General features: G+C 60.4%; 23 protein-coding genes. 8 read left to right on the top strand and 15 right to left on the bottom strand.

Annotated features, from left to right (window positions below):
- Positions 1 to 113 precede the first annotated feature (113 nt).
- The 9 genes from HPTL_RS01325 to dsrO all read right to left on the bottom strand — a co-directional run bounded on the left by HPTL_RS01325 (position 114) and on the right by dsrO (position 8,489).
- Positions 114 to 518, bottom strand: a complete 405-nt coding sequence (locus HPTL_RS01325; protein WP_119334361.1) for a hypothetical protein — start codon at positions 516 to 518, stop codon at positions 114 to 116.
- Positions 519 to 530: 12 nt separating this feature from the next.
- Positions 531 to 1,628 carry an NADH-quinone oxidoreductase subunit I gene (locus HPTL_RS01320; protein ID WP_119334360.1) on the bottom strand — a complete coding sequence of 366 codons (1,098 nt, stop codon included), beginning with the start codon at positions 1,626 to 1,628 and terminating at the stop codon, positions 531 to 533.
- A gap of 13 nt (positions 1,629 to 1,641) precedes the next feature.
- Positions 1,642 to 2,100 (bottom strand): hypothetical protein, encoded by a 459-nt coding sequence (locus HPTL_RS01315; protein WP_119334359.1) that lies wholly within the window; start codon positions 2,098 to 2,100, stop codon positions 1,642 to 1,644.
- Positions 2,097 to 2,810 (bottom strand): hypothetical protein, encoded by a 714-nt coding sequence (locus HPTL_RS01310; RefSeq protein ID WP_119334358.1) that lies wholly within the window; start codon positions 2,808 to 2,810, stop codon positions 2,097 to 2,099. The genes HPTL_RS01315 and HPTL_RS01310 overlap by 4 nt, the downstream gene beginning before the upstream one ends.
- A gap of 33 nt (positions 2,811 to 2,843) precedes the next feature.
- Positions 2,844 to 3,287, bottom strand: coding sequence for a DUF309 domain-containing protein (locus tag HPTL_RS01305; protein ID WP_119334357.1), 444 nt, complete (start codon positions 3,285 to 3,287; stop codon positions 2,844 to 2,846).
- Between the two features lie 21 nt (positions 3,288 to 3,308).
- A complete protein-coding gene (locus HPTL_RS01300; RefSeq protein WP_119334356.1) occupies positions 3,309 to 4,157 on the bottom strand; it encodes a TorD/DmsD family molecular chaperone in 849 nt (282 codons plus the stop codon).
- Between the two features lie 87 nt (positions 4,158 to 4,244).
- Positions 4,245 to 6,881, bottom strand: coding sequence for a molybdopterin-dependent oxidoreductase (locus HPTL_RS01295; protein WP_119334355.1), 2,637 nt, complete (start codon positions 6,879 to 6,881; stop codon positions 4,245 to 4,247).
- A gap of 23 nt (positions 6,882 to 6,904) precedes the next feature.
- Positions 6,905 to 7,765 carry an NrfD/PsrC family molybdoenzyme membrane anchor subunit gene (gene nrfD, locus HPTL_RS01290; RefSeq protein WP_119334354.1) on the bottom strand — a complete coding sequence of 287 codons (861 nt, stop codon included), beginning with the start codon at positions 7,763 to 7,765 and terminating at the stop codon, positions 6,905 to 6,907.
- Positions 7,766 to 7,778: 13 nt separating this feature from the next.
- Entirely contained in the window at positions 7,779 to 8,489 is a 711-nt protein-coding gene (gene dsrO / locus HPTL_RS01285) for a sulfate reduction electron transfer complex DsrMKJOP subunit DsrO (RefSeq protein ID WP_119334353.1), read from the bottom strand.
- A gap of 282 nt (positions 8,490 to 8,771) precedes the next feature.
- On the opposite strand from dsrO, the gene HPTL_RS01280 reads away from it, so the two are divergent.
- The 5 genes from HPTL_RS01280 to HPTL_RS01260 are packed head-to-tail and all read left to right on the top strand — an operon-like array spanning position 8,772 to position 13,736.
- A complete protein-coding gene (locus HPTL_RS01280; RefSeq protein WP_197713730.1) occupies positions 8,772 to 9,680 on the top strand; it encodes a substrate-binding domain-containing protein in 909 nt (302 codons plus the stop codon).
- Positions 9,677 to 11,134: a sensor histidine kinase gene (locus HPTL_RS01275; RefSeq protein WP_119334352.1), complete on the top strand. Its 1,458-nt coding sequence runs from the start codon at positions 9,677 to 9,679 to the stop codon at positions 11,132 to 11,134. The genes HPTL_RS01280 and HPTL_RS01275 overlap by 4 nt, the downstream gene beginning before the upstream one ends.
- Complete coding sequence (locus HPTL_RS01270; protein ID WP_119334351.1) at positions 11,118 to 12,494, top strand: sigma-54-dependent transcriptional regulator; 1,377 nt, start codon at positions 11,118 to 11,120, stop codon at positions 12,492 to 12,494. The genes HPTL_RS01275 and HPTL_RS01270 overlap by 17 nt, the downstream gene beginning before the upstream one ends.
- Before the next feature lie 15 nt (positions 12,495 to 12,509).
- Positions 12,510 to 13,145: a trimeric intracellular cation channel family protein gene (locus HPTL_RS01265; protein ID WP_119334350.1), complete on the top strand. Its 636-nt coding sequence runs from the start codon at positions 12,510 to 12,512 to the stop codon at positions 13,143 to 13,145.
- Positions 13,146 to 13,160: 15 nt separating this feature from the next.
- The gene (locus tag HPTL_RS01260) at positions 13,161 to 13,736 is read left to right on the top strand and encodes a CheB methylesterase domain-containing protein (protein WP_119334349.1); all 576 of its coding nucleotides are present in this window, start codon (positions 13,161 to 13,163) and stop codon (positions 13,734 to 13,736) included.
- On the opposite strand, the gene accC is transcribed toward HPTL_RS01260, so the two are convergent.
- The 4 genes from accC to scpA are packed head-to-tail and all read right to left on the bottom strand — an operon-like array spanning position 13,717 to position 20,661.
- Positions 13,717 to 15,825 (bottom strand): acetyl-CoA carboxylase biotin carboxylase subunit, encoded by a 2,109-nt coding sequence (gene accC, locus HPTL_RS01250; protein WP_197713729.1) that lies wholly within the window; start codon positions 15,823 to 15,825, stop codon positions 13,717 to 13,719. The genes HPTL_RS01260 and accC overlap by 20 nt on opposite strands.
- Positions 15,826 to 15,844: 19 nt before the next feature.
- On the bottom strand, positions 15,845 to 17,377 hold the full coding sequence (locus HPTL_RS01245) for an acyl-CoA carboxylase subunit beta (protein WP_119334348.1): 1,533 nt from the start codon (positions 17,375 to 17,377) through the stop codon (positions 15,845 to 15,847).
- 6 nt (positions 17,378 to 17,383) lie between these two features.
- The gene (gene meaB / locus HPTL_RS01240) at positions 17,384 to 18,442 is read right to left on the bottom strand and encodes a methylmalonyl Co-A mutase-associated GTPase MeaB (RefSeq protein ID WP_231999996.1); all 1,059 of its coding nucleotides are present in this window, start codon (positions 18,440 to 18,442) and stop codon (positions 17,384 to 17,386) included.
- A gap of 5 nt (positions 18,443 to 18,447) precedes the next feature.
- Positions 18,448 to 20,661, bottom strand: coding sequence for a methylmalonyl-CoA mutase (gene scpA, locus HPTL_RS01235; protein ID WP_119334347.1), 2,214 nt, complete (start codon positions 20,659 to 20,661; stop codon positions 18,448 to 18,450).
- Positions 20,662 to 20,741: 80 nt separating this feature from the next.
- Between scpA and HPTL_RS01230 the strand changes: the two genes are divergently transcribed.
- Together HPTL_RS01230 and HPTL_RS01225 are read left to right on the top strand one after the other, a co-directional pair.
- Positions 20,742 to 21,449 (top strand): GntR family transcriptional regulator, encoded by a 708-nt coding sequence (locus tag HPTL_RS01230; RefSeq protein ID WP_119334346.1) that lies wholly within the window; start codon positions 20,742 to 20,744, stop codon positions 21,447 to 21,449.
- Between the two features lie 2 nt (positions 21,450 to 21,451).
- A complete protein-coding gene (locus tag HPTL_RS01225; protein ID WP_119334345.1) occupies positions 21,452 to 22,210 on the top strand; it encodes an enoyl-CoA hydratase/isomerase family protein in 759 nt (252 codons plus the stop codon).
- A 114-nt stretch (positions 22,211 to 22,324) separates the two neighbouring features.
- Here the strand turns inward: HPTL_RS01225 and HPTL_RS01220 are convergent, their stop codons facing one another.
- Entirely contained in the window at positions 22,325 to 23,536 is a 1,212-nt protein-coding gene (locus tag HPTL_RS01220; protein ID WP_119334344.1) for a beta-propeller fold lactonase family protein, read from the bottom strand.
- A gap of 231 nt (positions 23,537 to 23,767) precedes the next feature.
- Between HPTL_RS01220 and HPTL_RS01215 the strand changes: the two genes are divergently transcribed.
- A complete protein-coding gene (locus HPTL_RS01215) occupies positions 23,768 to 24,328 on the top strand; it encodes a PhaM family polyhydroxyalkanoate granule multifunctional regulatory protein (protein ID WP_119334343.1) in 561 nt (186 codons plus the stop codon).
- Here HPTL_RS01215 and HPTL_RS01210 read toward each other — a convergent pair.
- Positions 24,261 to 25,298: a CaiB/BaiF CoA transferase family protein gene (locus HPTL_RS01210; protein ID WP_170141234.1), complete on the bottom strand. Its 1,038-nt coding sequence runs from the start codon at positions 25,296 to 25,298 to the stop codon at positions 24,261 to 24,263. The genes HPTL_RS01215 and HPTL_RS01210 overlap by 68 nt on opposite strands.
- Between the last annotated feature and the right edge of the window lie 11 nt (positions 25,299 to 25,309).

Here is a 25,309-nt window from a genome sequence, read left to right as displayed (position 1 = left end):
CACAGCAGCGAAAACAGATCCCGCGTCGGCGCAGACAAAGACAATCCGCGGGTACGTCCCGGTCTGCTTATGGGGATTCTACTGCCGAGGGAGTAAGAAAGCCAAGGCGCTCTTCAAGAGAACGGCGGGGAATTTTCCGCGACGAAGGCACGGTGCCATTGGTCTACCTCGGCGATCGCCCGCTCGAGCGGTTGGCCTGCGGCAACATGGTCCATGATCGACCGCTGCAGGATCGCCCCGAGCATCGTCGCATTCTCCACCATCGCGGGTTGAAGTTCGCGAAGGAACTGCACCGTTGGCGGATCGTACGCGTACGCGGCAAGATGGGCTTCGAGATCCTTGCTCGTGGCAAGCGCATAGCAGAGATCGTAGACGAGATCGAAAACGCGACGCAGCCGCAAAGGATCCTCTGCGCCCATGTTGAGCTGCACCTCCTCGGCAAGGTCACGGCGAAACTCCGCCAACCCGTAATCCACAACGCCCTTGACCACATCCTCTGGGGTAAATTCCCATTCCATCACTACTCCTTTCTACCCGAAGATTTGCGCAAACGCGTCGTCGTCATCTTCACAGATCGGGCACTGCTCCCTTGGTTCCGGCGCGACGAAAAAGCGCTCACAACGGGAACAGCGCTGTTTGCGCAACGCGTGCAGAACCCGTGCGGGCTGTTCAGGCCGTGCGTCGAAATGCGCGTCAGCGGTGAGAACCCTGGGTTGACAGACCTCGAGACAGACCAGACACCCGACACAGCGGTCGAATTGGAAGATCAACCCCCATTCGCCAGGATTTTCCTCGATTTTGATCGCACCGGTGGGACAGACACGAAAACAGGCTTCACAGTTGGTGCACCCCGGTTGCAGAGAGAGCCGCAGCAACGGCAGCGACTCGTGCCAAGAAAGTTCAACCGCTTCGCCGTCTTGCCGATCACAAACGATCTGCAGCAGTTCCCGCTCCTCGGTCATCGCATAAGCGCCTGCCCGAATCGCCTTGTCCGGCACGACGGGACGATCCGCCGGCGCTGGCGGCGCAGCAAACGTATCGACCCCTCGTCCCACCAAACGTCGGAAGAACTGCCTTCGCTCCAGCGCCACCTGTTCCGCACCTTTTTCCTGCGGTGTTTCGGTCACGACGGTCACAGGCAACCACGGCTTATCCGGTTCCTCGGCTGCCAACCGCAACTGCTCAGCGGCAGCGAGATGATCGGCAAGCGCTTCAGCGCCCTTGGGTGCGTGCGCGCATTCCGGACAGTGCGCAGCACCCAGCACCGTCACTGGAATCCGGCGCTTACTGAGATAGGCGAAAAAACCGGGGCTGAGCACCCCAAGGCAAGGAACGACGGCATCTGCCGCCAAACCCGAAGGCGCGCACGCGATTTTCATTTCAGGTTGGCGAATCGCCTGGCGCAGAAGATCGATCGGCTTGAAGATCTCGGATGTCCAGGCGCCCGTATGGCACGCCGTGATACAGAGCCCGCAGTTGCGGCAACGGCTTTCGTCGAGGCGCGCACCCTCGTCGGTGAGCGTGATCGCGTCGTAAGGACAATGGTCGAGGCAGCGCTGACATTCACTGTAGCGAAAACGGTAACGGGTGCAGCGCGACGGACGAAACTCAGGGTAAGCGAAGGCCATCGTCGTATCGCCGTTACTTCCCGTTCGTCGTCAGTTTCTGGATACTTGAACCCGATTCGCAGGTGTTTTTCGGGATAATGAAACTCAATCCACGCGGAGGAGCCGCAGCACGCCGACTCAGCTCCACCTGGGCTGCCTCCCACGCGTCGGCTCCGCCAAGAACCACCACGATGTTCTGCCCCGGATAGGACTCATCCAGGCGTGACGCAATCCGCATCGCCGCCTCATCGCTGTCGGCGACGACGACGACCATCCCGCTGGGCTCGATAACCAGCCCATCGCGGTAAGGCAACGCGTTCTCCAACGGTTTCGTTCGCTGGCTCTGCTCCGGACGGCCGTCGATGACGCAGCACGGTTTGCCCTCTTCCAATGCATGGACCAGCTGCGCCGTTTTCATCGGCGTCACCCCAGCCTGCGCTGAGCCCATACCCCAGAGCAGAAGAAAGAAGGCAGCAATCGTCGTCGTTTTCATGTCGCGTCATCCGATGGTGGAGAGAGAAACTCGGCAAACAGTTCCTCTTTGCGGCGATAATCGTCGTCAGGAAGAGCCAACTGGCAACATTGGCCATACTTGACCCACTCGACGTAAGGGAGGTGGTTCGGACCCAACGGCGCGATCCAGAGCCGTTCGCCGACCATTTCGACCAGTTCGGCCAAAATATTGAGGTCGCTGTCGTCGCGAAGATCGGCCTGGACGAGGAACTGGGAAGCGCCCCGTTCGCGCATCGCCTGAAGCCACCAAGGCAACACGACGCCGCTCTCCCTGCCGTCGGCCAACAAAATTTCCCAGGTCGGCGCCGCGATCGACGGGGTCAAGGTGCGAAAGTCGGCGTTCGACTCGGTCTCCAGCGTCCAAGTGACCCGTTGGCGGCGCACGGGCGCGAAAATGCCGATTCGACCCGGGTACGCTTCGGCTAGGCGCGCCACGCATTCACTGTCCCGCAACGCCGCCTCACCGAGAAACAGGTAGCGAGCACCAGCAGCCAACAACGTCTTGGCGCGTGCTTCCCCCTCACGTGTCAGGACGATCGCGGCACATGCGCTGGCAACCTCCTCGATACCCGGCGCATCGAAGAGGAGAGCTTCCTCCCCTACCGTTTCGCCGCTATCTACCGTGAAACGGACCAATCTCCTCAATGCAATGGGTAATACCTGCTCAGCGAACGGCGCTTCCTGCATCATGATGGTTGGTGTCGGTTCCCTTCCTTCCATAGTTTATACCGAATATTCGAATTTTGGATAAACGAAAGGGTAAAGGGGACATTCATCATCGGGTGCCAATCCGACGAGCAACGGTCGGAGTTCCTGCAGCGCAGCCAGGATCGGCTCGATATGCACGCCAAGGAAACGGGGGCGGTAGCGCGCCAACGTCATCAACGCATCGTCGATCATCAGAAGCGCTCCCTCTTGATTGCGATTCTGAGTGAAGAAAAGCGCAAGCACGGCGAAAGCCAATCCTTGGAGAAATTCCGCTTCGGGATCCCGCATTCCTGCTGGACTGTTTTGGATCAAACGGGACCAGCGCTCGTTGAGCCAATCGTGGAGCGCTCCCAGTTGATTGCTGTCCCACATCGCCGCAGCTTCCGACCAGTCGAGGTTGGAGAGCACCTGACGATCGGGAGGGGCGAAATGGGTCGGCGAAAGATCGAGCAATTTCATCGTTCCTCCTCTACCAGCAGATCAACGAAGATCGTGCAGTACGGACACGGTTGCCCCCTGCCCCTTAGCGGCAGCCACACCACCGACGCAGGCGTTGCAGACGGGCTCGTCGGGGTTGAATTCAACCTTCCCCGGGATCTTCTCCACCTCCAGTTTACCCTGATCGCGGTCCTCGACCTTGAGTCCCATCGCCGCGATCTCCTCTTCCGCGAAACCAGTAAGGAAACGCCCCATTTCGCGATAGAAGGAGTGGACCGCGGCACGCTGCACCAATCGCCCGTAACCGCGCACCCAGAGGCCAAGATGTTGCGCCCAAAAACGTTTGATCGTCTTCTCCAGTTTGCGCTGGGTTGCAACGTCGCCGTTTTCGAGCGCATCGGCTGCGCGTTCGAGCAGTTCCGCAACGAACGACAACTCCACGCCAAGCTGATCGGGAAAAGTGGCGAACTTCCCTTTCTTCAATACAAAACCGTGTTGTCGGTAGGTCTCAGCCACCTGAAACGCAGGCTCTTGCTGAAAGAGCCCGTAAAGCCGCACCGATTCAACCGGGGGGAACCCGCCGGTGCACGCAAAAAGTGCGGTGTACTCCGCCGCCAACGCCTCAAGGAGCGCCGCATCCGGCGTCGCGGTGAAATCGTCGTCGAAGCGGATACCCACTTCGGCCAATTGGGCAAGAAGCGCCTCCGATCGGATCGCCTGTAAGAGATCGGGAGTGACCTCCTCGACGAAAACGGCAGCCAATAGACGGTAAATCGCGGCGCGCGCACGGCATTCGGCTGCCTGCTCCTCGGGGGATGCCTGAGGAACCACCGCAGGTTGCGTAATCTCCGCCGTTTCACGATCGTTACGCAATAACACTTCGCTGAGCATATGCACTCCTAGGCAAAAATTTTCTCGCACAAGGAACCCCTTCGCCCCGTGAAAACCGGGCGAAGGGGATGCCGTTACCGTACTGCGTCAGCTGTGGTGCCCTTGGTCTTGACTTTGCTCAGGACCGGGCCAATGGGCCATCTCCGGATGCATCTTGCGGTGAAGGTCACCTTTGTAGGTGAAGCGCAACCCCTCGCGGTACGCTTCGAGGTGCTTCTGGAAATCGCCGAAAACGTCGCCGTATTTGTCGTTCGGCCCCGCCTTGGTCACACGCACCACCGTGTCGTACCAAGCCTGCGAACCGCCGATCGGATCGGCAATCGCCGGAATGATGATGTTGGGATGGACCCCTTTGTCATCCCACCAAACGTTTTTCAAGTCCGGATCCTCGGTGCCACCGAACTGCGGCTTCTCGTTGAGCTTGAGGGTGGCCAGCCGACCATACTCCCAGTGGCCGCAACCGGTTGCGATCGCCACCGCTTTGGGATGGATCCCCTCGGTGACATACGCTTTGGTCACGAGATACCCCACTTTCGATTCGACCCGCACCAGATCGCCGGTCTTGACGCCGATTTTTTTCGCGGTTTCCGGATTGATCCACATTGGGTTGTTATGGACGATTTCGGCGAGCCACTTCACCGAAGCGGTGCGCGACTGGACATGGACGTTGAACTTATAGGTCGTGAGCACCAGCTCATCGTCCTTCATCGTCTCATGCCAGGGGATGCGCTTGAACGTGGGCATCGGATTGAAACCGTATTTCGCCCACTCATCGACGCGAACATTGAGCAACCGATTCGGTGTGGGGAACCCGACATAGTTCTTCCCATTGCGACGGATCCCGATCGCTTTGCCATTCTTGACGATCAGCCCATTGGGTTCGATCGTCGCGCCCATCATATCGCTGTCGGAGAGCTCTTTCTTGTAGAGCTCATATTCCGCCTTGATCTCGCGTCCGGTCTTATCAACGACTTTGCCGGTACGGGGATCGAGCTTGCCGTAGATCGGCCAGACCCCCTTCTTCTTGAGAAAATCGAGACCGCCCACATCCTTGAGGCCAGGGATATTGTCGAAGTGCTGGCGCATGTAGTCTTCGCCATCCTTGAAGTTCCAGTACTGCTTCATTCCGCGTGAACCATCCGGGTCGAGCTTGTGGATGATGTCACGCAGGATGACGCGCGTCTCGCGCGTCTCGCCAAGCGGCGCGATGATCGGCTGCCGGATCCCCAACCACGGCCACAACGAATTGGGCATCGATTCCGGTTCCCAGCGCTCGAGGAACATACAATCGGGAAGGATGATGTCGGCATACGCCGTCTCTTCCCCGATCACGGTGCTGATCGAGACGAAAAACGGGATCAACTTTTCGTCCTTGAAGAGTCGCCCCCAAACCGCTTGCGCCCCCGGGTTGGTGTAGACCGGGTTGTCCATATAGGTGAAATAGACATTCACCTTGGTTCGCCCCTCGAAGATATCGAACGGAGTCAGATGGGAGACGCCGTGGCTCGCCAGCGGAAAGAGCGGATGGTAGTGGTGGTTCGCATAGGCGTGCTTCGCGGGCTTGGGCGGCTTCGGGTTGGGTTGCGGCCACCCCATGCCACGCGGCAGGCAGTAACCTCCCGCCTTCTCGACGTTGCCGGTCAGGATCGGCAACATCATGCAGGCCTTTTCGTTGTAAGAGCCATAAAGGTGCTTCGCTGGCCCGCGGTAGGTGAAGACGGTAGCTGGTTTCGTCGTCGCAAACTCATGCGCGAGCCGTTCGATGGTCGCTGCAGGAACGCCCGAAATTTTCTCCGCCCACTCCGGCGTGAAGGACTTGTAGTGCTCCTTCAGCTCCTCGACGGTAACGTTGGTCCAGGTATTGATGAATTCCGAGTCCTGCAGATCGTCGCGCAGGATCACGTGGCCGATCGCCAGCGCCACCGCGCCATCGGTACCGGGGAAGACAGGAATCCACTCGTCCGAATAGCCGGCCGTATTGGACAACCGTACGTCGAACGTGACGATCTTCATATGGTTGTCGATGCGCCCCTCTGTAACACGCTGTGAAAGCGGGTTGTGAAAGTATGCGGCCTCTAGCACGTTGGAACCGAAGTTCAGCACATACTTGGTCTTAGAAAAATCCGGCGTCTCGATGTCCGGCCCCCACGTCGGCTCCATGCCGACCTTTTTCGACGACTCGCACACCGAAGTGTGGTTCATCGTGTTGTCGGAACCGAGCGTATGCATGAAACGGATGAGCGCACCACCCGTGCGGTCACGCCCCCATTTGAGCATGATCGTGTTCGGATCCTCTTTGAGCGCAGCGTCGAGCCGCTGCGCGACTTCGGTCAGCGCCTCTTCCCAGGTGATGCGTTTCCATTTCCCTTCGCCGCGCGCACCGACGCGTTTCAACGGATAGAGGACACGATCCGGGTTGTAGGTATACCACATCCCAGCGTTGCCTTTGGCGCAGAGGCGGCCACGGGTCGAGACGTGCTCGGGGTTGCCTTCCAGTTTGACGATACGGCCGTTTTCGACAAAAGCGATCGCGCCGTCCTGGATGTTGCAGACGTGGCAAGTATAGGGAATCGCTTGACGCTGGGCCATGGTGACCGGACTGTAATCGCGCCCTCCCAGCTCGTTTTCCATCGCCTGCAGTAGCCGCGGCGCTGCTGCGGCAGCACCACCCGCCGCAGCGCTCACCTTCAGAAAGGTTCGACGCGTGACTTTTGGCATATCCATCTCTATCTCTCCTCAAAAACCAATCAGAAAAGGGTCTGCACTTGCTGCGGAGCCATCAGGATCACGTAACGCACCGCAGCACTCCCCAGCAAGATCAGCAACGCAGAAACCAGGATCACGCTGATGCTTTTGCCGGTTGGCGCAAAGAGCATCACCACGGGTGCTAAGCTTCCCGCCAGGAAACCCACACCCACGAACAGCAACCCCATCGTGCCCGACGTCATGAGCATGAAGGTGAGCTCCTCAGCCGAACCGCCGTAGCTGGTGGTCCCCATGATCGCAATGAGGATGACGACGACAGCGCCAGCCGACCAGAGCATGAACTGGCGCAGAACTTGTTGCGCCTCAGCGTTGTTTGCGCTCATGAGGGCACCGACTGCCGAACCCGTCGAGAATGCGAGCGCGACGAACAACAGTGGAATCACGGGTGTGTTCCATACCGGGCGGTGTTGATGGACCGTGAGGTCGAAGCCGGTATAGATCGGCAGCCCCAGTGCCAAGAGCGCGGTGACCAACGCCAACATCTTGCCGTTCTTCTCATCCTTCTTCCACAACATCATCAGGAGGTAGAGAACGGAAGCGATTCCGTACGCGACGAGATTGAGCGCCCCCCACGCCAACGGAGAAGAAAAGTTGAGATAGGCAGGGTTGAGCATATTGAGGAAACGCATCGGCTGGGAGAGATCGGCGATCAATAACAGACCGCCCACTACCAGCAGCGCGAACGAAACATAAGCACTCTTTTCGCGCAACGGTCGCAACGCAGGAAGATGCCACGACGCATAGGAGAGAAACGAAAGACCGGCGACGATACCGATCACAAAGAAATAGATTGCGTACGTCGCATGCCAGGCGACGTCATGAAAGACGAGATATTCACCCATGATCTGCTCCTTCTCAGAGGTCGAAATGTTTCTTCCACGCCGCGCGCTCCGATTCCATCACCTCGATCCGGCGATAGACATCGCGCCCGTACTCGGTGTGGTTCCGGTCGGCACCGATATAGAAGACGTGGGGTTTGGTCCCCTGCTCGGGACGCAAGACCTGGGTTGGGTTGTGCGCAACCAGGTAGGAGACCTCGCTGTTGGGATCGTTGAGGTCGCCGAAGACCCGTGCGCGCCCCACGCAGGTCTGGACACACGCAGGAACCAGGTTCTGCGTGACACGATGGAAGCAGAAGGTGCACTTGTCCACCACGTTGGTGATCGGCGTGTAGGTACGGTGCGAGGGCAACATGAAACGCGCGTTGTAGGGACATGCTGCCATACAGCTCCGGCAACCGATGCACCGTTCGTACCGTTGGAGCACGAACCCACCATCGTCGACCTTGAAGGTCGCCTCGACCGGACAGTTGCGCACGCAGGGCGGATCGTCGCAATGGTTGCACAACCGCGGCAAGAAGTGTTTTTTCACGTTAGGATATTTGCCCGTAACTTTGTAGGGCACCCAGGTTCGGTTGACGCCCAGCGGCGTGTCGTACTCGGCTTTACAAGCCACCTGACAGGCCATGCACCCGATGCAACGGCGAGTGTCGATCACCATCGCGTAGCGCCGCTTACCAGGCACCCCTCTTGTCTCGATAGACGAGACCCGCAGTTCTTCACTCATCTACCACACCTCCTCGAAGTCGAGAAAAAGCCATTTTCGTCGCCGTTCAGTCGGGAGTGCCCCCCCTGTCGAGCCGGCTAGCTAAAACAAAGCAATTTCCGGACCAAAGATGAGAAATCGTTACCCGATTCCTAATTTATATTGAAAAACAACACATTAATCGTACGGGCGATTGTGATAAGATCGCAGGGCGTTACGTCCAGGTAACCACTCGACCCGTGTTGCCGTCACGCTTTCGAAACCATCCCCAAACGCTTCCGATCCCCTGTGTTTTGCGCTATCATGAAAAATGATCCTGCAATCAATCCCGATATGGCTGCCGCCCCATTTTCCCGACGCACCGCCCTCAAAGCGCTCTTTGCGCAAGCGGTCGGTTTGTCGTTCCCGTTGCCCGGTCACAGCTCCGTGGATGCGCCGCTGCGCATCGGACTCACCCCTGTTTTTCTCGACGACCAGATCGGTTTTCTCACCCATTGGCGGGAATGGCTAGAACGAAAACTGGGCCAGCGCGTCCAGTTCGTGCAGCGCGGCAGCTACCGCGAAGTGATCGAACTCCTCCGTACCAGCAAGATCGATTTCGCCTGGCTTTGTGGTTACCCCTACGTGCGCTATCGTGATGAGCTGCGGCTCGTTGCGGTACCACTCTGGCGAGGCGAACCCACCTATCATTCGTATTTGATCGTTGATCGCTCGCAACCGCAACTGCGCCGTCTGACCGACCTTCGTAGAAAGGTTTTCGCCTACAGCGATCCCGACTCCAATTCCGGCTTTCTCTACCCGCAATACTCGATCGCGCAAAGTGGCGAAAATCCCGCAAAATTTTTTGCGCGCACCTTCTTCACCTGGGCGCATCGCAAAGTGATCGAAGCGGTGGGTACCGGGCTTGCCGCAGGCGGCGCGGTCGACGGTTACGTCTGGGAAACGCTCGCAGAAATTTACCCTCAGCTCGTTCAGGGAACGCAAATCATCGAACGCTCTCCGCCGTTTGGTTTTCCCCCTTTCGTGGCCAACAAAAATATCCCCGAAGCGCTGGAAACACGCTTTCGCACAGCGTTGCTGAACATGGCAGACGATGCGAACGGGGCGCAACTCTTGCGACTCCTCCGTTTGGATGGGTTTACCACAGCCGACGACACGCTCTACGATTCGATCGCGTGGATGGCCGCCTACCTCAACCTTCCCCGAACATGAAGCCGCTGACCAACCTCTCTTTGCGGTGGAAGATCCCACTGCGGGTGATGTTCGCCGTACTCGGAACGGCGTTTCTGATCACCACCGCGTTGCTTGTCAAAGACTACGAAGAGATGCGCGCGAACCTGGAAAGGAACGCTCGCAGCCTGGGCAGCCTTCTGGCCAATACCCTGATCTCGCCGGTATTGCACGATGATGTCTGGCGCGCGTTCGAAATTCTGCGTTCGGTTCGTACCGAAGAGATTCCGGCGATGAGCAACGCCGCAAGCCCACTGCTTCTCGTGATCGACAAAGAGCGGCGCATCTTCGTCGCGAACGAACCCCGCCGCTATCCACTGGGCGCACTGGTCGATGAACTCCGTGGTGACGTCGGTCAAATGGCCAAACAGGTTAAATGGGAAGGAAACGCTCAGCAGCAATCGATCACCGTTCCGGAATCGAATACGTTGTTCGTCATTTCCCCACTCCTCACCGACGGCGAAGCGTTGGGGCACGTCGTGCTTGGTTACGCAACCACCGCGATCCTGCCGCACTACCGTGAACTCGTCTTGCGCGCGTTCTGGATCACCTGCTTGGCGATGCTCTTCATTTTACCCGTCTCCTGGATCTGGGCCCGCCGCACCGCGGAACCGCTGCTTGCGCTCGCTTCCGCGATGCGCCACGTTCCCGATCGCCTCACGGAAGCGGAACAGGCGGCTCTGCCGGAAAGTGGGGACGAAATCGGCCAGCTGAGCGCGGCTTTCCGCCGCATGATCGCGGAACTCAAGCTGAAACAGGAATTGGAAGAGCAGATGGTGGTTTCGGAGCGGCTCGCCGCAATCGGTCGTCTTACCGCAGGAATCGCCCACGAAATCAACAATCCGCTGGGTGGAATGCTCACCGCGGTGAAAACGTGGCAAAAGCATGGCGAACACGACCCGATTGCTGCCCAGACCGTCTCACTGCTGGAACGTGGCCTTACCCAGATCCGCAATACCGTTGCTGCGCTCCTGGTCGAGACCAAACTGCAGGACCGTTCACTCGAACCGGCCGATCTCGAGGACATATACCTGCTCGTGGAGGGGGAAGCACACGCCCGCCACGTTACGCTGCAAATCGACAGCAACCTCACCGCACCGCTGCCGCTGCCTGCCACGCCGATCCGCCAGATTCTGCTCAACCTGATCCTGAATGCCATCGCCGCATCTCCTCCAAACGGAATCATTGCCGTTGCAGTCCAATGCACCGAGAGTCGCCACTTACTGCTTTCCGTTTGCAACGACGGGGATCCAATCCCGGAAAATCAAATGGCCTACCTCTTTGAGCCTTTTGCCACTCAGCGCAAAGAAGGGCATGGTCTCGGACTGTGGGTCGTCTACCAACTGGTCAAACAGCTCAACGGCGGTCTCTCGGTAGAAAGCCATTCTGGCCGCACCTGCTTCCTCGTGGAGATACCCTATGCCCTGCCAGATTGATCAAAAGCCCCGCCTGGCTCTGATCGAAGACGATCCGATCATGGGGGAGTCGCTCACCCATCTCCTTTCCCTTGAAGGTTTCGATGTCTCCTGGTACAAAAGTGGCAAAGAGGCACGCGACGCGTTGCGCGCGCACCGCTTTTGCGTCGCCGTATGCGACATCCGCCTCCCCGATATCGAGGGCGGCGATCTCTTCCTCGCCCTCGCTGCCGAACGCAGCGACCTCCCCCCTTTCCTTTTTCTCACCGCCTACGGCACCATCGACCGTGCGGTGGAACTGATCAAAGCAGGGGCCGCCGACTACCTCACCAAGCCCTTCGAGGTTGAGGCACTTTTGCATCGCGTGCGCGAACTGGCGGAATCCTACGGGATTGTGCATGAGCAAACCGATGACACGCTGGGAATTTCCCCTGCGATGCAACGCATTGCCGAACAATTGCCACGGCTTGCACGCCACGCGGAAGCGTTACTCATCACAGGAGAATCGGGATGCGGAAAAGAGTACGTCGCCCGCCGCTTCCACCACCACGCCGTGGGCAGTGAAGGGGCGTTCGTTGCCGTGAATTGCGCCGCGATTCCCGAATCGCTCATCGAAGCAGAACTCTTCGGCTACGAAAAAGGGGCCTTCACCGGGGCAACGCGGACCAAAAAAGGGCTTTTCGAGCGAGCGGATGGCGGTACGCTCTTTCTCGATGAGATCGGCGAAATGCCGCTTGCGATGCAAGCAAAACTGCTGCGCGTGCTCCAAGACCACCGTTTCACGCGTTTGGGCGGCGAAAAGCCGTTGACCAGCCGCTTCCGGCTTGTGTGCGCCACCCACCGCGACCTCAAAGCGATGGTGGAAGCGGGCACCTTCCGCGAAGACCTCTACTACCGCATCCATGTGATCCACCTACGGATTCCACCACTGCGCGAACGCCCAGAGGATATTCGCTGGTTCTTGCGCCGCTTCATCGCCGAATTCAACCAGCAACACCCCGACGTACGCAAACGCATCGACCCACGCGCCGAAGCAGCGCTCCTTGCCTACTCCTGGCCGGGTAACATTCGCGAGCTCAAACACGCGGTCGAGCGCGCGTGCATCTTGGCGCTGGGGCCGACGCTCACGATCGATGCGTTCTTCGACAACGCAGGCAACGCGCCAGAGTCTGCAGAAGTTGGCGCGACGATCTCCGCGTCACTAGCGGAATACCTGATGGCGTGCGAACGCGACTACCTGCTGCGCGCACTGGAGCAAAACCAAGGTCATATCACGCGCACCGCCGCGGCGCTGGGCATCACCCGCAAAACACTCTGGGAAAAGCTCAAAAAACTGGAGTGCTCCCAAGAGAAGCAAAATGGTTACCCAACCGCGACGTGACGATTGGACGGGACAATGGCAATCTCTTCCCTACTTCTCTGGCTCGACTACTTCGGCGTCGTGGTGTTCGCCCTCTCCGGCGCGATCGTCGCGGCGCAAAAACGGCTGGACCCCGTTGGCCTGATGCTTGCCGCTACCGTTACCGGCATCGGCGGCGGAACGCTCCGCGATCTCTTGCTCGACCGTCCCGTTTTTTGGTTGGCGGCGTGGCATTATGTGGCACTCACCGCGGGCACGGCGCTCTTCCTCTATGCGCTGGGTTGGTTCGCTCCCCGTTTTTCGCGCTGGCTCACCGCGAATCGTGCGCTCGATTGGTTCGACGCGGTGGGGCTTTCGGTCTTCTGTCTCATCGGCGCGCAAGCAGCGCTTGCCGCCAACGCAAACGGTTTCATCGCGGTGATCATGGGCGTGATGACCGCGAGCTTCGGTGGCCTCATCCGCGACATCCTGTGCAATGAGATCCCGATGATTCTGCACCGCGAAATCTACGCCACTGCAGCCGCCGCCGGTGCTGCGGCGTTCGTGCTCACCGAAGGGTGGTTGGCGCACGAAGTGGCGCTCATGATCGGTGCGGCGGTCGCGTTTTCGTTGCGCGCGATGGGGATCGTGAGGGGCTGGCACCTACCGGCTTATCCGACGCTGCCGGAGTAAGCTGAGGACGAACCAATGGGGCGCGCCCCTCAGGTCATCGTGGTCGGTTCTTCGACAGGGGGAACCGCGGTAGTGGAGACGATCTTGGCGAAGCTACCGCGTACCGTTCCCGCCATCGTGATCGTCCAACACATGCCAGCGGGCTTTACCCATCCCTTCGCACAACGGCTCGATATGCTGTCTGCGCTCGACGTCGTTGAGGCAAGCCACCGCACCGTGCTTCGCCCGGGACTGGTGCTCATCGCCCCCGGCGGCCACCATCTGCGCCTAGCACCGCGCGGTAATGCCTACTGTGTCGAAGTGATCGATGGTCCGCCCGTCAATTACCACAAGCCCTCGATCGATGTACTCTTTCATTCCGCCGCACAAATCGCTGGCCGCCGTGCGCTTGGCATTCTCCTCACCGGAATGGGCAACGACGGCGCCGCTGGGCTCAAAGCGATGCACGACGCCGGAGCCCACACGATCGTTCAAGACGAAGCAAGTTGCGTCGTTTTCGGCATGCCCAAAGCGGCGATCGCGTTGGGCGGCGTCGACGAGGTTCTGCCACCCGCAGCGATCGCGCAGCGGATCATTCGAACTCGAGAATGATCTCATCGACCGCGAGGCTCGCGCCCGGTTCGGCATGGATCGCTTTGACGATCCCGTCGCGTTCGGCGCGCAGGATGTTCTCCATTTTCATCGCTTCGATCACCACGAGCCGTTCGCCCGCCTTCACCGCCTGCCCGACCGCAACGGCCACTTCGCGCAGCAGCCCCGGCATCGGAGAAAGGAGGTATTTGCTCAGGTCGGGAGCCTCTTTCACCGGCATGTGGGCGTAGAGCGGTGCGGCGTGCGCCGGCAGGACCAGCGCGCGCAATTGGCTGCCGCGGTGGTGCACCCGGTACCAGACCCCCTCCCGCTCGACCTGAAGCACCAGCTTTTCGTCCGCGACGGTGACGGTCAGGCGAATCGAGCCGAAACGCCAATTCGGGTCGAAGTCGATCTCGACGCTGCGTTCGCCGGAACGGACCGCGTAGCGGTTGGGCGTGAGCGCTTCGACCTCGGCCGACGTTCCAAAAGTCAACGCGCGGGGATCCTCACCCGCCTTCACCGTTTCGGCGCGACGCGCTTCGTCGCGTTCGTCGAACACCACATATTGGCGTGGCGCAGCATACGGGCGGAGGGTACCGCGCGCCGCAGCGTTTTGGTTTGCCGCGACCTCGTACCACGCACCAGCCGGACGCCCGGGCCGCATCTCACCGGCGCGCGCTTCTTCGCGGTAGGTGAGCGCCGCACAGATGAGCTTGAGGAGCAGCGGGTCTTCGTGCGGGACTGCGTCGGCAGAGAAGCCGTCCGGGAACTCCTCCGCAATGAACGCGGTGGTGAGCCGCCCGGCGCGAAAACGAGGGTGCTGCATGAGCGCTGCCTGAAACGGAATGTTGGACGCAATGCCGCGGATCACGAAACCATCGAGGGCCTCTTGCATCCGGGCGATCGCTTCGTCCCGTGTCGCGCCGTGGGTGATGAGCTTGGCGATCATCGAGTCGTAGTGCATCGAGATCTCGCCCCCCTCATAGACGCCGGTGTCGACGCGAACCGCGCCGGGCACCTCTTCCGGTGGCTGGAACGTCACCAGCCGGCCGGTAGAGGGGAGAAAGCCGCGGAAGGGGTCTTCGGCGTTGATCCGGCACTCGATCGCCCAGCCGCGAATCGCCAAATCCTCTTGCCGAATCGAGAGCGGTTCGCCCGCCGCAACCCGGATCATCTGTTCGACGAGGTCGAGCCCGGTGATCATTTCGGTGACCGGGTGCTCCACCTGCAACCGGGTGTTCATCTCCAAGAAGTAGAACGAGCGATCCTTGCCGACCACGAATTCGACGGTACCCGCCGACTGGTACCCGACGGCGCGAGCGAGCGCCACTGCCTGTTCGCCCATCGCCCGGCGCATCTCCGGGGTGACGAAGGGGCTTGGGGCCTCTTCGACCACCTTCTGGTGGCGGCGCTGGATCGAGCATTCGCGTTCGAAGAGATAGACGATGTTCCCGTGCGCATCGCCCAGCACCTGGATTTCGATGTGGCGCGGCTCTTCGACGAACTTTTCGATGAAGACGCGGTCGTCGCCAAACGCGTTGCGCGCTTCGTTGCGGCACGATTCGAACCCTTCGCGGCATTCGTCGTCGTTCCTGGCCACCCGCAGCCCTTTGCCACCGCCACCGGCTGAGGCCTTGATCATCACCGGGTAGCCGATCTCGCGCGCGATCGCAACCGCCGCGTCTGCCGATTCCACCGGGTCGGTATAGCCCGGAATGGTATTGACACCGGCCTGTTGCGCCAGTTTTTTCGACGCGATCTTGTCCCCCATCGCGGCAATCGCCGCCGGTTTCGGCCCGATGAAGACGATGCCGTTGGCTTCCAGCATTTCGGCAAAGGCTTCGTTTTCCGAGAGAAACCCATACCCCGGATGCACCGCTTCAGCACCGGTTTGGCGGCACGCTTCGAGAATCTTTTCCGCACGCAGGTAGGAATCTCGTGCGGGTGCGGGTCCGATGCAGACCGCTTCGTCGGCCATTTCCACATGCAGGGCGCGCGCGTCGGCTTCGGAATAGACCGCGACGGTCTGGATGCCCATCTTGCGGGCGGTTTTGATCACGCGGCAAGCGATCTCGCCACGGTTGGCAATGAGGATTTTGCGAAACATCGTCTTCCCCCGAATTCGGTTAGAGCGGCATCGTGTTGTGTTTGCGCCACGGGTTTTCGAGCACTTTGGTCTCGAGCATCGCCAGCGCCCGGCTGATGCGGGCGCGCGTGGCGTGTGGCATGATCACGTCGTCGATGAAGCCGCGGTGCGCCGCAACGAACGGATTGGCGAATTTCGCTTTGTATTCCGCTTCGCGCGCCGCGATCCGTTCCGGATCGTTTTTCTCGGAACGGAAGATGATCTCCACCGCCCCTTTCGGCCCCATCACCGCGATCTCCGCAGTGGGCCAAGCCAGGTTCACGTCGCCTCTCAGGTGCTTCGACGCCATCACGTCGTACGCCCCACCGTAGGCTTTGCGGGTGATCACGGTCACCTTGGGCACCGTCGCTTCGGCATAGGCGAAAAGAAGTTTCGCGCCGTGCTTGATGATGCCGCCATACTCCTGCGCGGTCCCGGGCAGGAACCCGGGTACGTCGACGAAGGTGACGATCGGAATATGGAATGCGTCGCAGAAACGGACAAACCGCGCCGCCTTGATCGAACTCTTGATGTCGAGGCACCCCGCGAGCACCATCGGCTGATTCGCCACTACGCCAACCGTCTGCCCATTGATGCGGCCAAAGCCGATGATGATGTTTTTCGCATAATCGGGCTGCAGCTCGAAGAAGTCCCCCTCGTCGACCACCTTGACGATGAGCTCTTTCATGTCGTAGGGCTGGTTGGGGTTTTCCGGCACCAAGGTGTCGAGCGAATCGTCGCGCCGTTCCGGATCGTCCTGCGTTGTCCGTACCGGCGCTTTTTCGCGGTTGTTGAGCGGAAGGAAATCGAAAAAGCGGCGCAGTTGCAACAGCGCTTCGATGTCGTTTTCGAACGCCGCGTCGGCAACGCCCGATTTGGTGGTGTGGGTCACCGCGCCACCGAGCTCTTCTGCGGTTACCTCTTCATGGGTCACCGTCTTGACGACGTCAGGGCCGGTAACGAACATATAGGAAGTATCCTTGACCATGAAGATGAAATCGGTCATCGCCGGGCTATAGACCGCCCCTCCCGCACAGGGCCCCATGATGAGGGAAATCTGCGGGATGACGCCAGACGCAAGCACGTTGCGCTGGAAGACCTCGGCATAGCCGCCCAACGAGGCGACCCCCTCCTGAATGCGCGCCCCGCCCGAATCGTTGAGGCCGATCACCGGCGCGCCCACTTTCATCGCCTGATCCATGATTTTGCAGATCTTTTCGGCGTGCGCCTCCGAAAGCGAACCGCCGTACACGGTGAAATCTTGGCTGAAGACAAACACGAGCCGCCCGTGGATCGTGCCGTAACCGGTGACCACGCCGTCGCCTGGGACATGTTCGGCATCCATGCCGAAATCGGTGCACCGGTGCTCTTTGAACATATCCCACTCTTCGAAGCTGCCAGGATCGAGCAGCAGCGTAAGGCGCTCGCGCGCGGTCAATTTGCCTTTCTTATGTTGCGCGGCGATCCGTTTTTCGCCACCACCCAGAAGCGCCTGTTGGCGCTTCGCTTCCAGTTGTTCCAGAATCGCTTGCATGAAGCGTCACTCCTTGTGTTGTCTCATTCGATCGATACCGGCTGCCGCCAACAATTGGCGCGCCGCCCAAATCGGCGCGCTCCTGCCCGCGGCCACCGACCCTTCCACGTCGGGGAGCGCTGCGCGCACGTTGGGATGCGCCCGAAACCACCGTTTGAGTTCGGCGTCGATCGCCTCCCACAACCAGGCCTGCGCTTGCCGCTGCCGTTTTGCCGCTAACCGCCCGTCGTCGGCGAGCATTTGCCACAACCGCATCACGGTGTCCCAAAATTCCGCTACCCCTTCTCCGGTGCGTGCCGACGTGAGCAACACGGGTACCCGCCAATCGGGGTAAGTGGGGCGCATCAGGTGCAGCGCCACTTCGAGCTGGCTTTTCGCGCGCGCTGCCGCTTTCGCATCGACGTCGGCCTTGTTCACGGCGATCACGTCGGCGAGCTCCATGATCCCCTTCTTGATCCCCTGCAATTCGTCGCCCGCATTGGGCAATTGCAGGAGCGCAAAGACGTCGGTCATGTTGGCAACGGCGGTCTCGCTCTGACCGACGCCGACGGTTTCGACGATCACCACGTCGTAGCCGGCCGCTTCGACCACCAGGATCGCTTCACGGGTGCGTTCCGCGACCCCCCCCAGCGACTGCCCGGCGGGACTCGGGCGGATGAACGCCCGCGGGTCTTGGCTCAACCGCTCCATCCGGGTTTTGTCGCCCAAGATCGACCCACCCGAAACGCTGGAGCTGGGGTCAACCGCCAGCACCGCTACGCGATGCCCAGCCTCGATGAGGTGCAAACCCAGCGCTTCGATGAAGGTCGACTTCCCCACCCCCGGGACGCCCGAAATGCCCAACCGCACGGCATGGCCCGCGTGCGGGAGCAAGACCTGAATGAGCTGCTCCGCGCGTGCCCGATGGTCCGGGCGCTGCGATTCGATCAACGTGATCGTTTTCGCCAGCGCGCGCAATTCCCCACGCAGCACACCGTCGTAGAGCCGCTGGTCGGCATCGGAGCGAAGCGCTTGCGCAACTGAGACGGGCTGCGCCGCCACTGCTGCCGTTTCCGAAAGCATCATGCCGATCACGCGTCGCGGCTGCGGTCCAACGCACGCGCTGCGCGAATTTCCGCGAGCACCCGCTTTGCCGCTTCCGGAATGGGCGTACCTGGGCCAAAGATCGCTTTCGCCCCGGCCTCATAGAGGAAGGGGTAATCGGGCTCCGGAATCACGCCGCCCACGAAGACGACGATATCGTCGGCACCCAGCGCCTTGAGCGCTTCGATGAGCGCCGGCACGAGCGTTTTGTGGCCCGCTGCCAAGGTACTGACCCCGATTGCGTGGACATCGTTCTCCACCGCGTGACGCGCCGCCTCTTCCGGGGTTTGGAACATCGGGCCGATGTCGATGTCGAACCCCAGGTCGGCAAACGCAGACGCCACCACTTTGGCGCCGCGGTCGTGGCCGTCTTGCCCCAGCTTGGCGATCATCACGCGCGGCCGCCGCCCCTCTTCGGCAACGAACGCTTCGATCTCCCGCTGCAACGCCTGCCACTCCGGCATCTGCTCCGCCACTTGACTGTAGACTCCCGAAACCGCTTGTGGGTTGGCATGATACCGCCCCCACACCGCCTCGAGCGCATCCGAAACCTCTCCCACCGTCGCCCGCGCGCGAACCGCTTCAACCGCGAGCGCCAAGAGGTTCCCTTCGCCCGTTCGCGCACATTCGGTGAGCGCCGCCAACGCCGCCTGCACCCGCGCGTTGTCGCGTGTGGCGCGCAACTGCTGCAAGCGGGCGATCTGCTTCTCCCGCACCGCGCGGTTGTCGATTTCGAGCACTTCGACCGGATGGTCCTCTTTTTCCAAGCGGTATTTGTTCACACCGACGATGGTATCGAGCCCGGCGTCGATCCGCGCCTGCTTCGCCGCGGCGCACTCCTCTACTTTCATCTTCGCCCAGCCAGACGCCACCGCTTCGGTCATCCCGCCCATCGCCTCGATCTCCTGGATGAGCGCCCACGCTTTGTCGATCATCTCTTGCGTGAGCGACTCCATGAAGTAGGAGCCGCCCCACGGATCGATCACGTTGGTGATGTGCGTCTCCTCCTGCAAGATGATCTGCGTGTTGCGCGCAATCCGTGCGGAAAACTCCGTGGGCAGCGCGATCGCCTCATCAAGGGCGTTGGTATGCAACGACTGCGTGCCGCCAAAGACTGCCGCCATCGCCTCGATGGTGGTGCGAATGATGTTGTTGTAGGGATCCTGCGCGGTGAGCGACCAACCCGACGTCTGACAGTGGGTGCGCAACATCATCGACCGCGGATGCTTCGCGCCGAAACGCTTCATGATCCGCCACCAGAGGTAGCGCGCGGCACGCAGCTTCGCGATCTCCAGGTAGAAGTTCATTCCGATCGCGAAGAAGAACGACAGCCGTCCGGCGAATTTGTCGATGTCAAGCCCGCGCGACACCGCTGCACGCACGTACTCCATCCCGTCGGCAAGGGTGAAGGCGAGCTCCGTTGCCTGATCCGCCCCTGCCTCCTGGATGTGGTACCCCGAGATCGAAATCGAATTAAACTTCGGCATGTGCTCGGCGGTATAAGCGATGATGTCCGCGACGATCCGCATCGACGGCTCAGGCGGATAGATGTAGGTGTTGCGCACCATGAACTCTTTGAGGATGTCGTTTTGGATCGTCCCCGAGAGCTGATCCTGTCGCACCCCCTGCTCTTCGGCCGCAACGATGTACCCGGCAAGGATCGGCAGCACCGCGCCGTTCATCGTCATCGAAACCGACACCTTGTCGAGCGGGATGCCGTCGAATAGGATCTTCATATCCTCGACCGAATCGATCGCCACGCCGGCTTTCCCCACGTCCCCCACGACGCGCGGATTATCCGAGTCGTAACCGCGGTGGGTAGGCAGGTCGAACGCAACCGAAATCCCTTGCCCCCCAGCGGCAAGCGCTTTTTTGTAGAACGCGTTCGACTCTTCCGCAGTGGAAAACCCCGCGTACTGCCGGATCGTCCACGGCTTCACCGTGTACATCGTCGGCTGCGGCCCGCGGATGAACGGTTCGAAACCGGGCAACGTATCGGCATGCGGCAAACGGTCGAGGTCGGCGCGCGTGTAGAGTGGTCGCACTGCGATCCCTTCCGGCGTCTGCCACACCAGCTTGTCCAGATTCCCCTCTGGGGCCTGCTTTGCCGCGGCCTTCGCCCAATCGTCGAAGGTCACCTTCGGGTACTCAGGCGCATGGTCGAGATCGAGCACCAGCCGCTTGTCGTCTTCTTTGTCCATTTTGTGGCTCCCTGGTCTTGGCCCGTGACGGGGAATTATAATTCATAATTACATGTACAGCCATGCTATGATTCTCGAACATGAACGATACCCTACCCATCACCCGCAAAGCCCTTTATCAGGAAGTTGCCGATCGATTGCGGCAGCGCATCTTTCGCCATGAATTGGCGCCAGGGCAGTGGATCGACGAACAAGTGATCGCAGCCGAATTGGGCATCTCGCGCACCCCTGTGCGGGAAGCGCTCAAAGTGCTGGCCGCAGAGGGACTGGTCACCCTTTCGCCACGCCGCGGTTCGTTCGTCACCCAGATCTCCGACAAAGACCTCGACGACATCTTCTCGGTGTTGATCCTCTTGGAAGGCCACGCGGCGCGGCTCGCCGCCGAACGCATCGACGAAGCGGGCAAAGCACGTCTGAACCAACTCCATGAGCGGCTCGAAGCGGCCTTTCGGGCGCAGGACATCGACGGCTTTTTCGACGCCAACCAGGCGTTTCATCGCGAAGTCCAACGCCTGTCCGACAATCGCTGGCTGCTCGCGACGATCGAAGACCTGCGCCAGAAGATCAAACTTTCGCGCCACCGGTCGCTTTTTAGCAGTGGACGGTTAGAACAGAGCCTGATGGAACACCGTGCGCTCTTGCAAGCGCTTTTTGCCGGCGACAGCGACGCCAGCGAGCGTTTGATGCGCGAACACCTCACCCATGGCCGCGCGGCAATCCACGCCGCACCGCGAACGGAGCCAGCAGGCCCTTCGGCAGCGCACTTACCGGACAAGGCAAGTACGTAACGATGCACGGCACCGTGATACTTCAGCGTGACGCGTGCGGCGTTGCGGTCGTCACGCTTACCCACCCCGGGAAGAAGAACGCGATCAACGAAGCGATGTGGCGGCAGCTCGCCGCGCACTTTGCCGAACTCGCCAACGACGACGCGGTAGGGGCGATTGTCATCACCGGGGCAGACGGGGATTTCGCCGCCGGCGGTGATCTCAGCGAATTCCCGACCGTGCGCGCCAACCGGTCACGCGCCGCTGCCTACCACGAAGGGGCGGTTCGTCCAGCGCTGCTTGCGATTCGCGACTGCCCGAAACCGGTGCTCGCGGCGGTAGAGGGCGCGTGCGTTGGCGGCGGGTTGGAGATCGCACTTCTCTGTGACTGGATCGTCGCCTCGGAAAACGCCCGTTTCGGCGCGCCGGTAGCGAAACTGGGCTTTGCGGTCTATCCGGGTGAAATGGAATTGATCGCACCGCGCCTGCCCCGCGCGCTCTTGGCGCGGATGTTGTTGGAAGGGGCGTTGCTGCCGACGGCGTCGCTGGTGGCAGCGGGAGTCGTCACTGATAGCGTCGCCCCGGGTACCGCGCTTGCCGCCGCCCGCGCCGCCGCGGAACGGATCGCAGCGCTCCCTCGCCACGCGGTAACCTCACACAAAGCGTGGCTCGCGCGCTTGACACAGAATCCCACGCCGCTGAGCGAAGAGGAGCGACAACAAGGGCTTCTCTGGGTGGACGATCCGGAGCATTGGGAACGCTTGCGGGCCTTTTTCAGGTAACCCTAACCCCCTCGCCCGAAAAGTGGCATCGCATGCGCCCGATGCACCGACAAAATAGACCCCCTTGCCCTGCTCCGCGTAACCCCTGCGGCGCGCGAAACTGCCAAACTACGCTCACCGTGGCAACTCTTCGAACACATTGGTCCAAACGTTCAAGACTTGACCTGCGCCTTTTTGACCTCCGGTTTTGATCTCTTTGACCACTTTCCAATTCGTCGTATCGATTTTCCACAAATTCCCATCTCCTTCATTGGAGACATAGGCCCACTTCCCGTCTGGTGTAAACGCGACATGACCCATGCGTCCCGCACCGATTCGCAAATCCTTGACCGTTCGCAACTCGGTGATATCGATCACGGTGATCACGTTATTGCCGTAATTGGTGACAACAGCATATCTGCCATCTGGCGTGTTGTAGGTATGGCCGATGCCGTTGCTGGCCGTGGTCAAGCGGTGAACCAACTGCTTGGTTTTCGCGTCGAAAAAGGCGACTTCTCTGCCTCTGGCGTCTTTACCCGGTCCCCGGTTCAACGCCATGAAATATTTCCCATCTTGAGTGAAGTTCCCATGGTGGGCTTCCACGACCTCTTCGCCAATCAATGGCATTTCCATTCGCGCAATCTCTGGAAAATCGGGCCTGGTCAAATCATAGACGATGATTCCAGGCTTGACCGTGTCGTTACCCTCATGAACCAGCCACAACTCCTTCCCGTCTGGGCTTGGCACCGGATAGTGCGGCTTGCTGGGTACAGCGATAGTACGGACGTGCCAATCGTCGGTGGCAATCACCACCAACCGATCGTCCACCCGATCCACCGCAAACAACAGCCGGGAGTCGAGACTCCAAGCGTTGTGCATCGAGGTTGGCCCTTTCGCTTCACCCTGCACGTCGAGATCGATCGTCTTGACAATGCGGTCATCTGCCGTCGAAATGAAGGTATGCCGCAACTTCCCCTCGTCTAACCACCAATGGTTGACGGCAACCCATTTGCCATCAGGACTGACCAAACCGTGCTTGGGCCGATTGCCCGTTTGCAGGCGTTTGGCAACTTGCTTGCCGGCAATATCGATCACGACCACCTCAGTCATCCCTTCGCCAGCGCAGCTCACGTACACCTTCTTGGCATCGGGTGTGGTCGAGCCCAGCGTCCCACCCTTGCACGTATCCAGTGCAGCAACCACGGAATCCGTCTTGGTGTCCACCAAGAACGCCTTTCCTGCACCATGAAGCTGAAGCACCCAATCGGGAAAGACGGGTTGCGCGGCTAAGATCATGGGCGAAAAACCCGCCAACGCAACGATCGATACAAAACTTTTACGCTTCATCGCTCCTCCTTTTGTCTTGCGGTTGTTGAAAAAAATGACCCGACTGGTCTATACTTATTCTAATTATTATATAAAACAATCTCATCGAAATCAATTTAGAAAATTTCAAAATACTTTCAGAAGAACGACCCGTTCTTTAGCTCCGTTATACCGATTGTGCTGGCTGATTTCCTGCACACTCCAAGCGCTCTTGCTACAATGGGTTTATCACCCAACCCAGGAGGAGACGCCATGACTGCCGCGCACACCGACCCGTTCGCCTGGTGGCAACAGTGGATGAAGCAAGCGCCTTCACTGCCGCTTCCCGGTTTTGCGGTACCCACGCTCGACCTCGACGAGCTCGACCGGCGCATTCGTGAATACCGCACCGTCGAGGGGTGGTTACAAATGAACCTCTCCAGCGTGCAGATGATGCGGCAGTCGCTCGAAATGCAGCGTGCCGCGGTAGCCGCGTGGCAGGAGATGAACCAGAACTGGCAACAAGCGCCAGCGCCGGAGGCAACAGCGCCACAAACGACTGACACGGGCGATACGCAAACCCCGCCGATTCCTAACCCCTTCGAGCTGATGAAGGCGTGGTGGGACAACACCACCCAGGCGATGGCAAGCGCTGCAACCGGTCCCAGTGCGGACGCCGCTTCTACCACGTCCGCGCACGCGACAACTGGTGCGGATCAACAAAACGCCGAAGCAACCACCACGAAACCCACGAAACGGAAGCGGACTACGAAGCGCAAGAGCGCGCCCGCAGCGGGAACTGGGGAAAGTGGTTCAGAGGGTCGAAGCAGGTAGCGAAAAACGCTTTGGCCTCATCGATCGACAGCACGGGTGCCACGCAGCAGTCGAGCGGCACCAGCTGCTCGCGCCACGCCACTTGCGGTTTGGAACCGACCACCGCTGCGACGGCACGGTGGGTTTCGCCGCTGCGGTCGAATTGGTGCGGCACCCATTGCGGGTGATCGAGCGCTTCGCAAAAGCGCCGCCAAAATTTGGTTTCGAGCGCCCCGACAGCCAAATAGCGCCCATCGGCACAACGATAGACGGCGTAACAGGGCACTGCGCCCAGAAGTAAGCCCCGTTGCGCGGGCGGCTGGATGGCTTCTGCCAACGCAAACGGGGCGGAAGCAAGGAGCGTTTCGCACATCGGAACTTCGATGTGGCAGCCCTTCCCGGTCGCGCGCGCCTGGTGAACGGCGGCAACCAGCGCGAGCGCCGCATGCATCGCGCCAGCAAAGAGGTCGGCGATTTGCACGTTCGACCACGCCGGCGTCTCCGCACATCCGCTGGCGTTACCGTGTGGTTGGAGTAACCCGGTCCAAGCCTGGTAGGTAAGGTCGTGCCCCGCGTAGGGAGCGAGCGGCCCGTCGCTGGCAAACCCGGTGATCGAAACGATCACCAGTTGCGGATTGACCGCCCACAGCGTCTCAGGAGCGACCCCCAAACGGGCGAGCGTCCCGGGTCGAAACCCTTCGAGCACCGCGTCGCTCTTCGCCACTTCCGCCAGCAATGCGTCGCGCCCGGCGGCACTTTTGAGGTCGAGCGAAACCACCGTCTTGCCGTGGTTGAGCAGGCGATAGAACCACGAGGGCGCAGCATCCGCGGAATCCGTTGCCACACCCAACTGCGCCGCGCCGTCTCCTGTGGGCGGTTCGATCTTCACCACCTCAGCGCCCATCTGCGCAAGCCGCCACGACGCAAACGGGCCGGGCAGGAGCAGCGAAAGGTCGAGGATGCGCCAACCGGTCAGCCACTGAGAAAACACGCGACTTGCCG

Source organism: Hydrogenophilus thermoluteolus, from assembly GCF_003574215.1.
In the GTDB taxonomy this organism is placed as follows: domain Bacteria; phylum Pseudomonadota; class Gammaproteobacteria; order Burkholderiales; family Rhodocyclaceae; genus Hydrogenophilus; species Hydrogenophilus thermoluteolus.
Note: the sequence above shows the minus strand (reverse complement) of the source record. Positions and strands in the feature narration are given on the sequence as shown.

What these genes read in the sequence shown, in the direction of transcription:
- HPTL_RS01325 (WP_119334361.1), bottom strand. Translation starts at nt 518, where the DNA reads ATGGAATGGGAATTTACCCCAGAGGATGTGGTCAAGGGCGTTGTGGAT.
- HPTL_RS01320 (WP_119334360.1), bottom strand. Translation starts at nt 1,628, where the DNA reads ATGGCCTTCGCTTACCCTGAGTTTCGTCCGTCGCGCTGCACCCGTTAC.
- HPTL_RS01315 (WP_119334359.1), bottom strand. Translation starts at nt 2,100, where the DNA reads ATGAAAACGACGACGATTGCTGCCTTCTTTCTTCTGCTCTGGGGTATG.
- HPTL_RS01310 (WP_119334358.1), bottom strand. Translation starts at nt 2,810, where the DNA reads ATGATGCAGGAAGCGCCGTTCGCTGAGCAGGTATTACCCATTGCATTG.
- HPTL_RS01305 (WP_119334357.1), bottom strand. Translation starts at nt 3,287, where the DNA reads ATGAAATTGCTCGATCTTTCGCCGACCCATTTCGCCCCTCCCGATCGT.
- HPTL_RS01300 (WP_119334356.1), bottom strand. Translation starts at nt 4,157, where the DNA reads ATGCTCAGCGAAGTGTTATTGCGTAACGATCGTGAAACGGCGGAGATT.
- HPTL_RS01295 (WP_119334355.1), bottom strand. Translation starts at nt 6,881, where the DNA reads ATGGATATGCCAAAAGTCACGCGTCGAACCTTTCTGAAGGTGAGCGCT.
- nrfD (WP_119334354.1), bottom strand. Translation starts at nt 7,765, where the DNA reads ATGGGTGAATATCTCGTCTTTCATGACGTCGCCTGGCATGCGACGTAC.
- dsrO (WP_119334353.1), bottom strand. Translation starts at nt 8,489, where the DNA reads ATGAGTGAAGAACTGCGGGTCTCGTCTATCGAGACAAGAGGGGTGCCT.
- HPTL_RS01280 (WP_197713730.1), top strand. Translation starts at nt 8,772, where the DNA reads ATGAAAAATGATCCTGCAATCAATCCCGATATGGCTGCCGCCCCATTT.
- HPTL_RS01275 (WP_119334352.1), top strand. Translation starts at nt 9,677, where the DNA reads ATGAAGCCGCTGACCAACCTCTCTTTGCGGTGGAAGATCCCACTGCGG.
- HPTL_RS01270 (WP_119334351.1), top strand. Translation starts at nt 11,118, where the DNA reads ATGCCCTGCCAGATTGATCAAAAGCCCCGCCTGGCTCTGATCGAAGAC.
- HPTL_RS01265 (WP_119334350.1), top strand. Translation starts at nt 12,510, where the DNA reads ATGGCAATCTCTTCCCTACTTCTCTGGCTCGACTACTTCGGCGTCGTG.
- HPTL_RS01260 (WP_119334349.1), top strand. Translation starts at nt 13,161, where the DNA reads ATGGGGCGCGCCCCTCAGGTCATCGTGGTCGGTTCTTCGACAGGGGGA.
- accC (WP_197713729.1), bottom strand. Translation starts at nt 15,825, where the DNA reads ATGTTTCGCAAAATCCTCATTGCCAACCGTGGCGAGATCGCTTGCCGC.
- HPTL_RS01245 (WP_119334348.1), bottom strand. Translation starts at nt 17,377, where the DNA reads ATGCAAGCGATTCTGGAACAACTGGAAGCGAAGCGCCAACAGGCGCTT.
- meaB (WP_231999996.1), bottom strand. Translation starts at nt 18,442, where the DNA reads ATGATGCTTTCGGAAACGGCAGCAGTGGCGGCGCAGCCCGTCTCAGTT.
- scpA (WP_119334347.1), bottom strand. Translation starts at nt 20,661, where the DNA reads ATGGACAAAGAAGACGACAAGCGGCTGGTGCTCGATCTCGACCATGCG.
- HPTL_RS01230 (WP_119334346.1), top strand. Translation starts at nt 20,742, where the DNA reads ATGAACGATACCCTACCCATCACCCGCAAAGCCCTTTATCAGGAAGTT.
- HPTL_RS01225 (WP_119334345.1), top strand. Translation starts at nt 21,452, where the DNA reads ATGCACGGCACCGTGATACTTCAGCGTGACGCGTGCGGCGTTGCGGTC.
- HPTL_RS01220 (WP_119334344.1), bottom strand. Translation starts at nt 23,536, where the DNA reads ATGAAGCGTAAAAGTTTTGTATCGATCGTTGCGTTGGCGGGTTTTTCG.
- HPTL_RS01215 (WP_119334343.1), top strand. Translation starts at nt 23,768, where the DNA reads ATGACTGCCGCGCACACCGACCCGTTCGCCTGGTGGCAACAGTGGATG.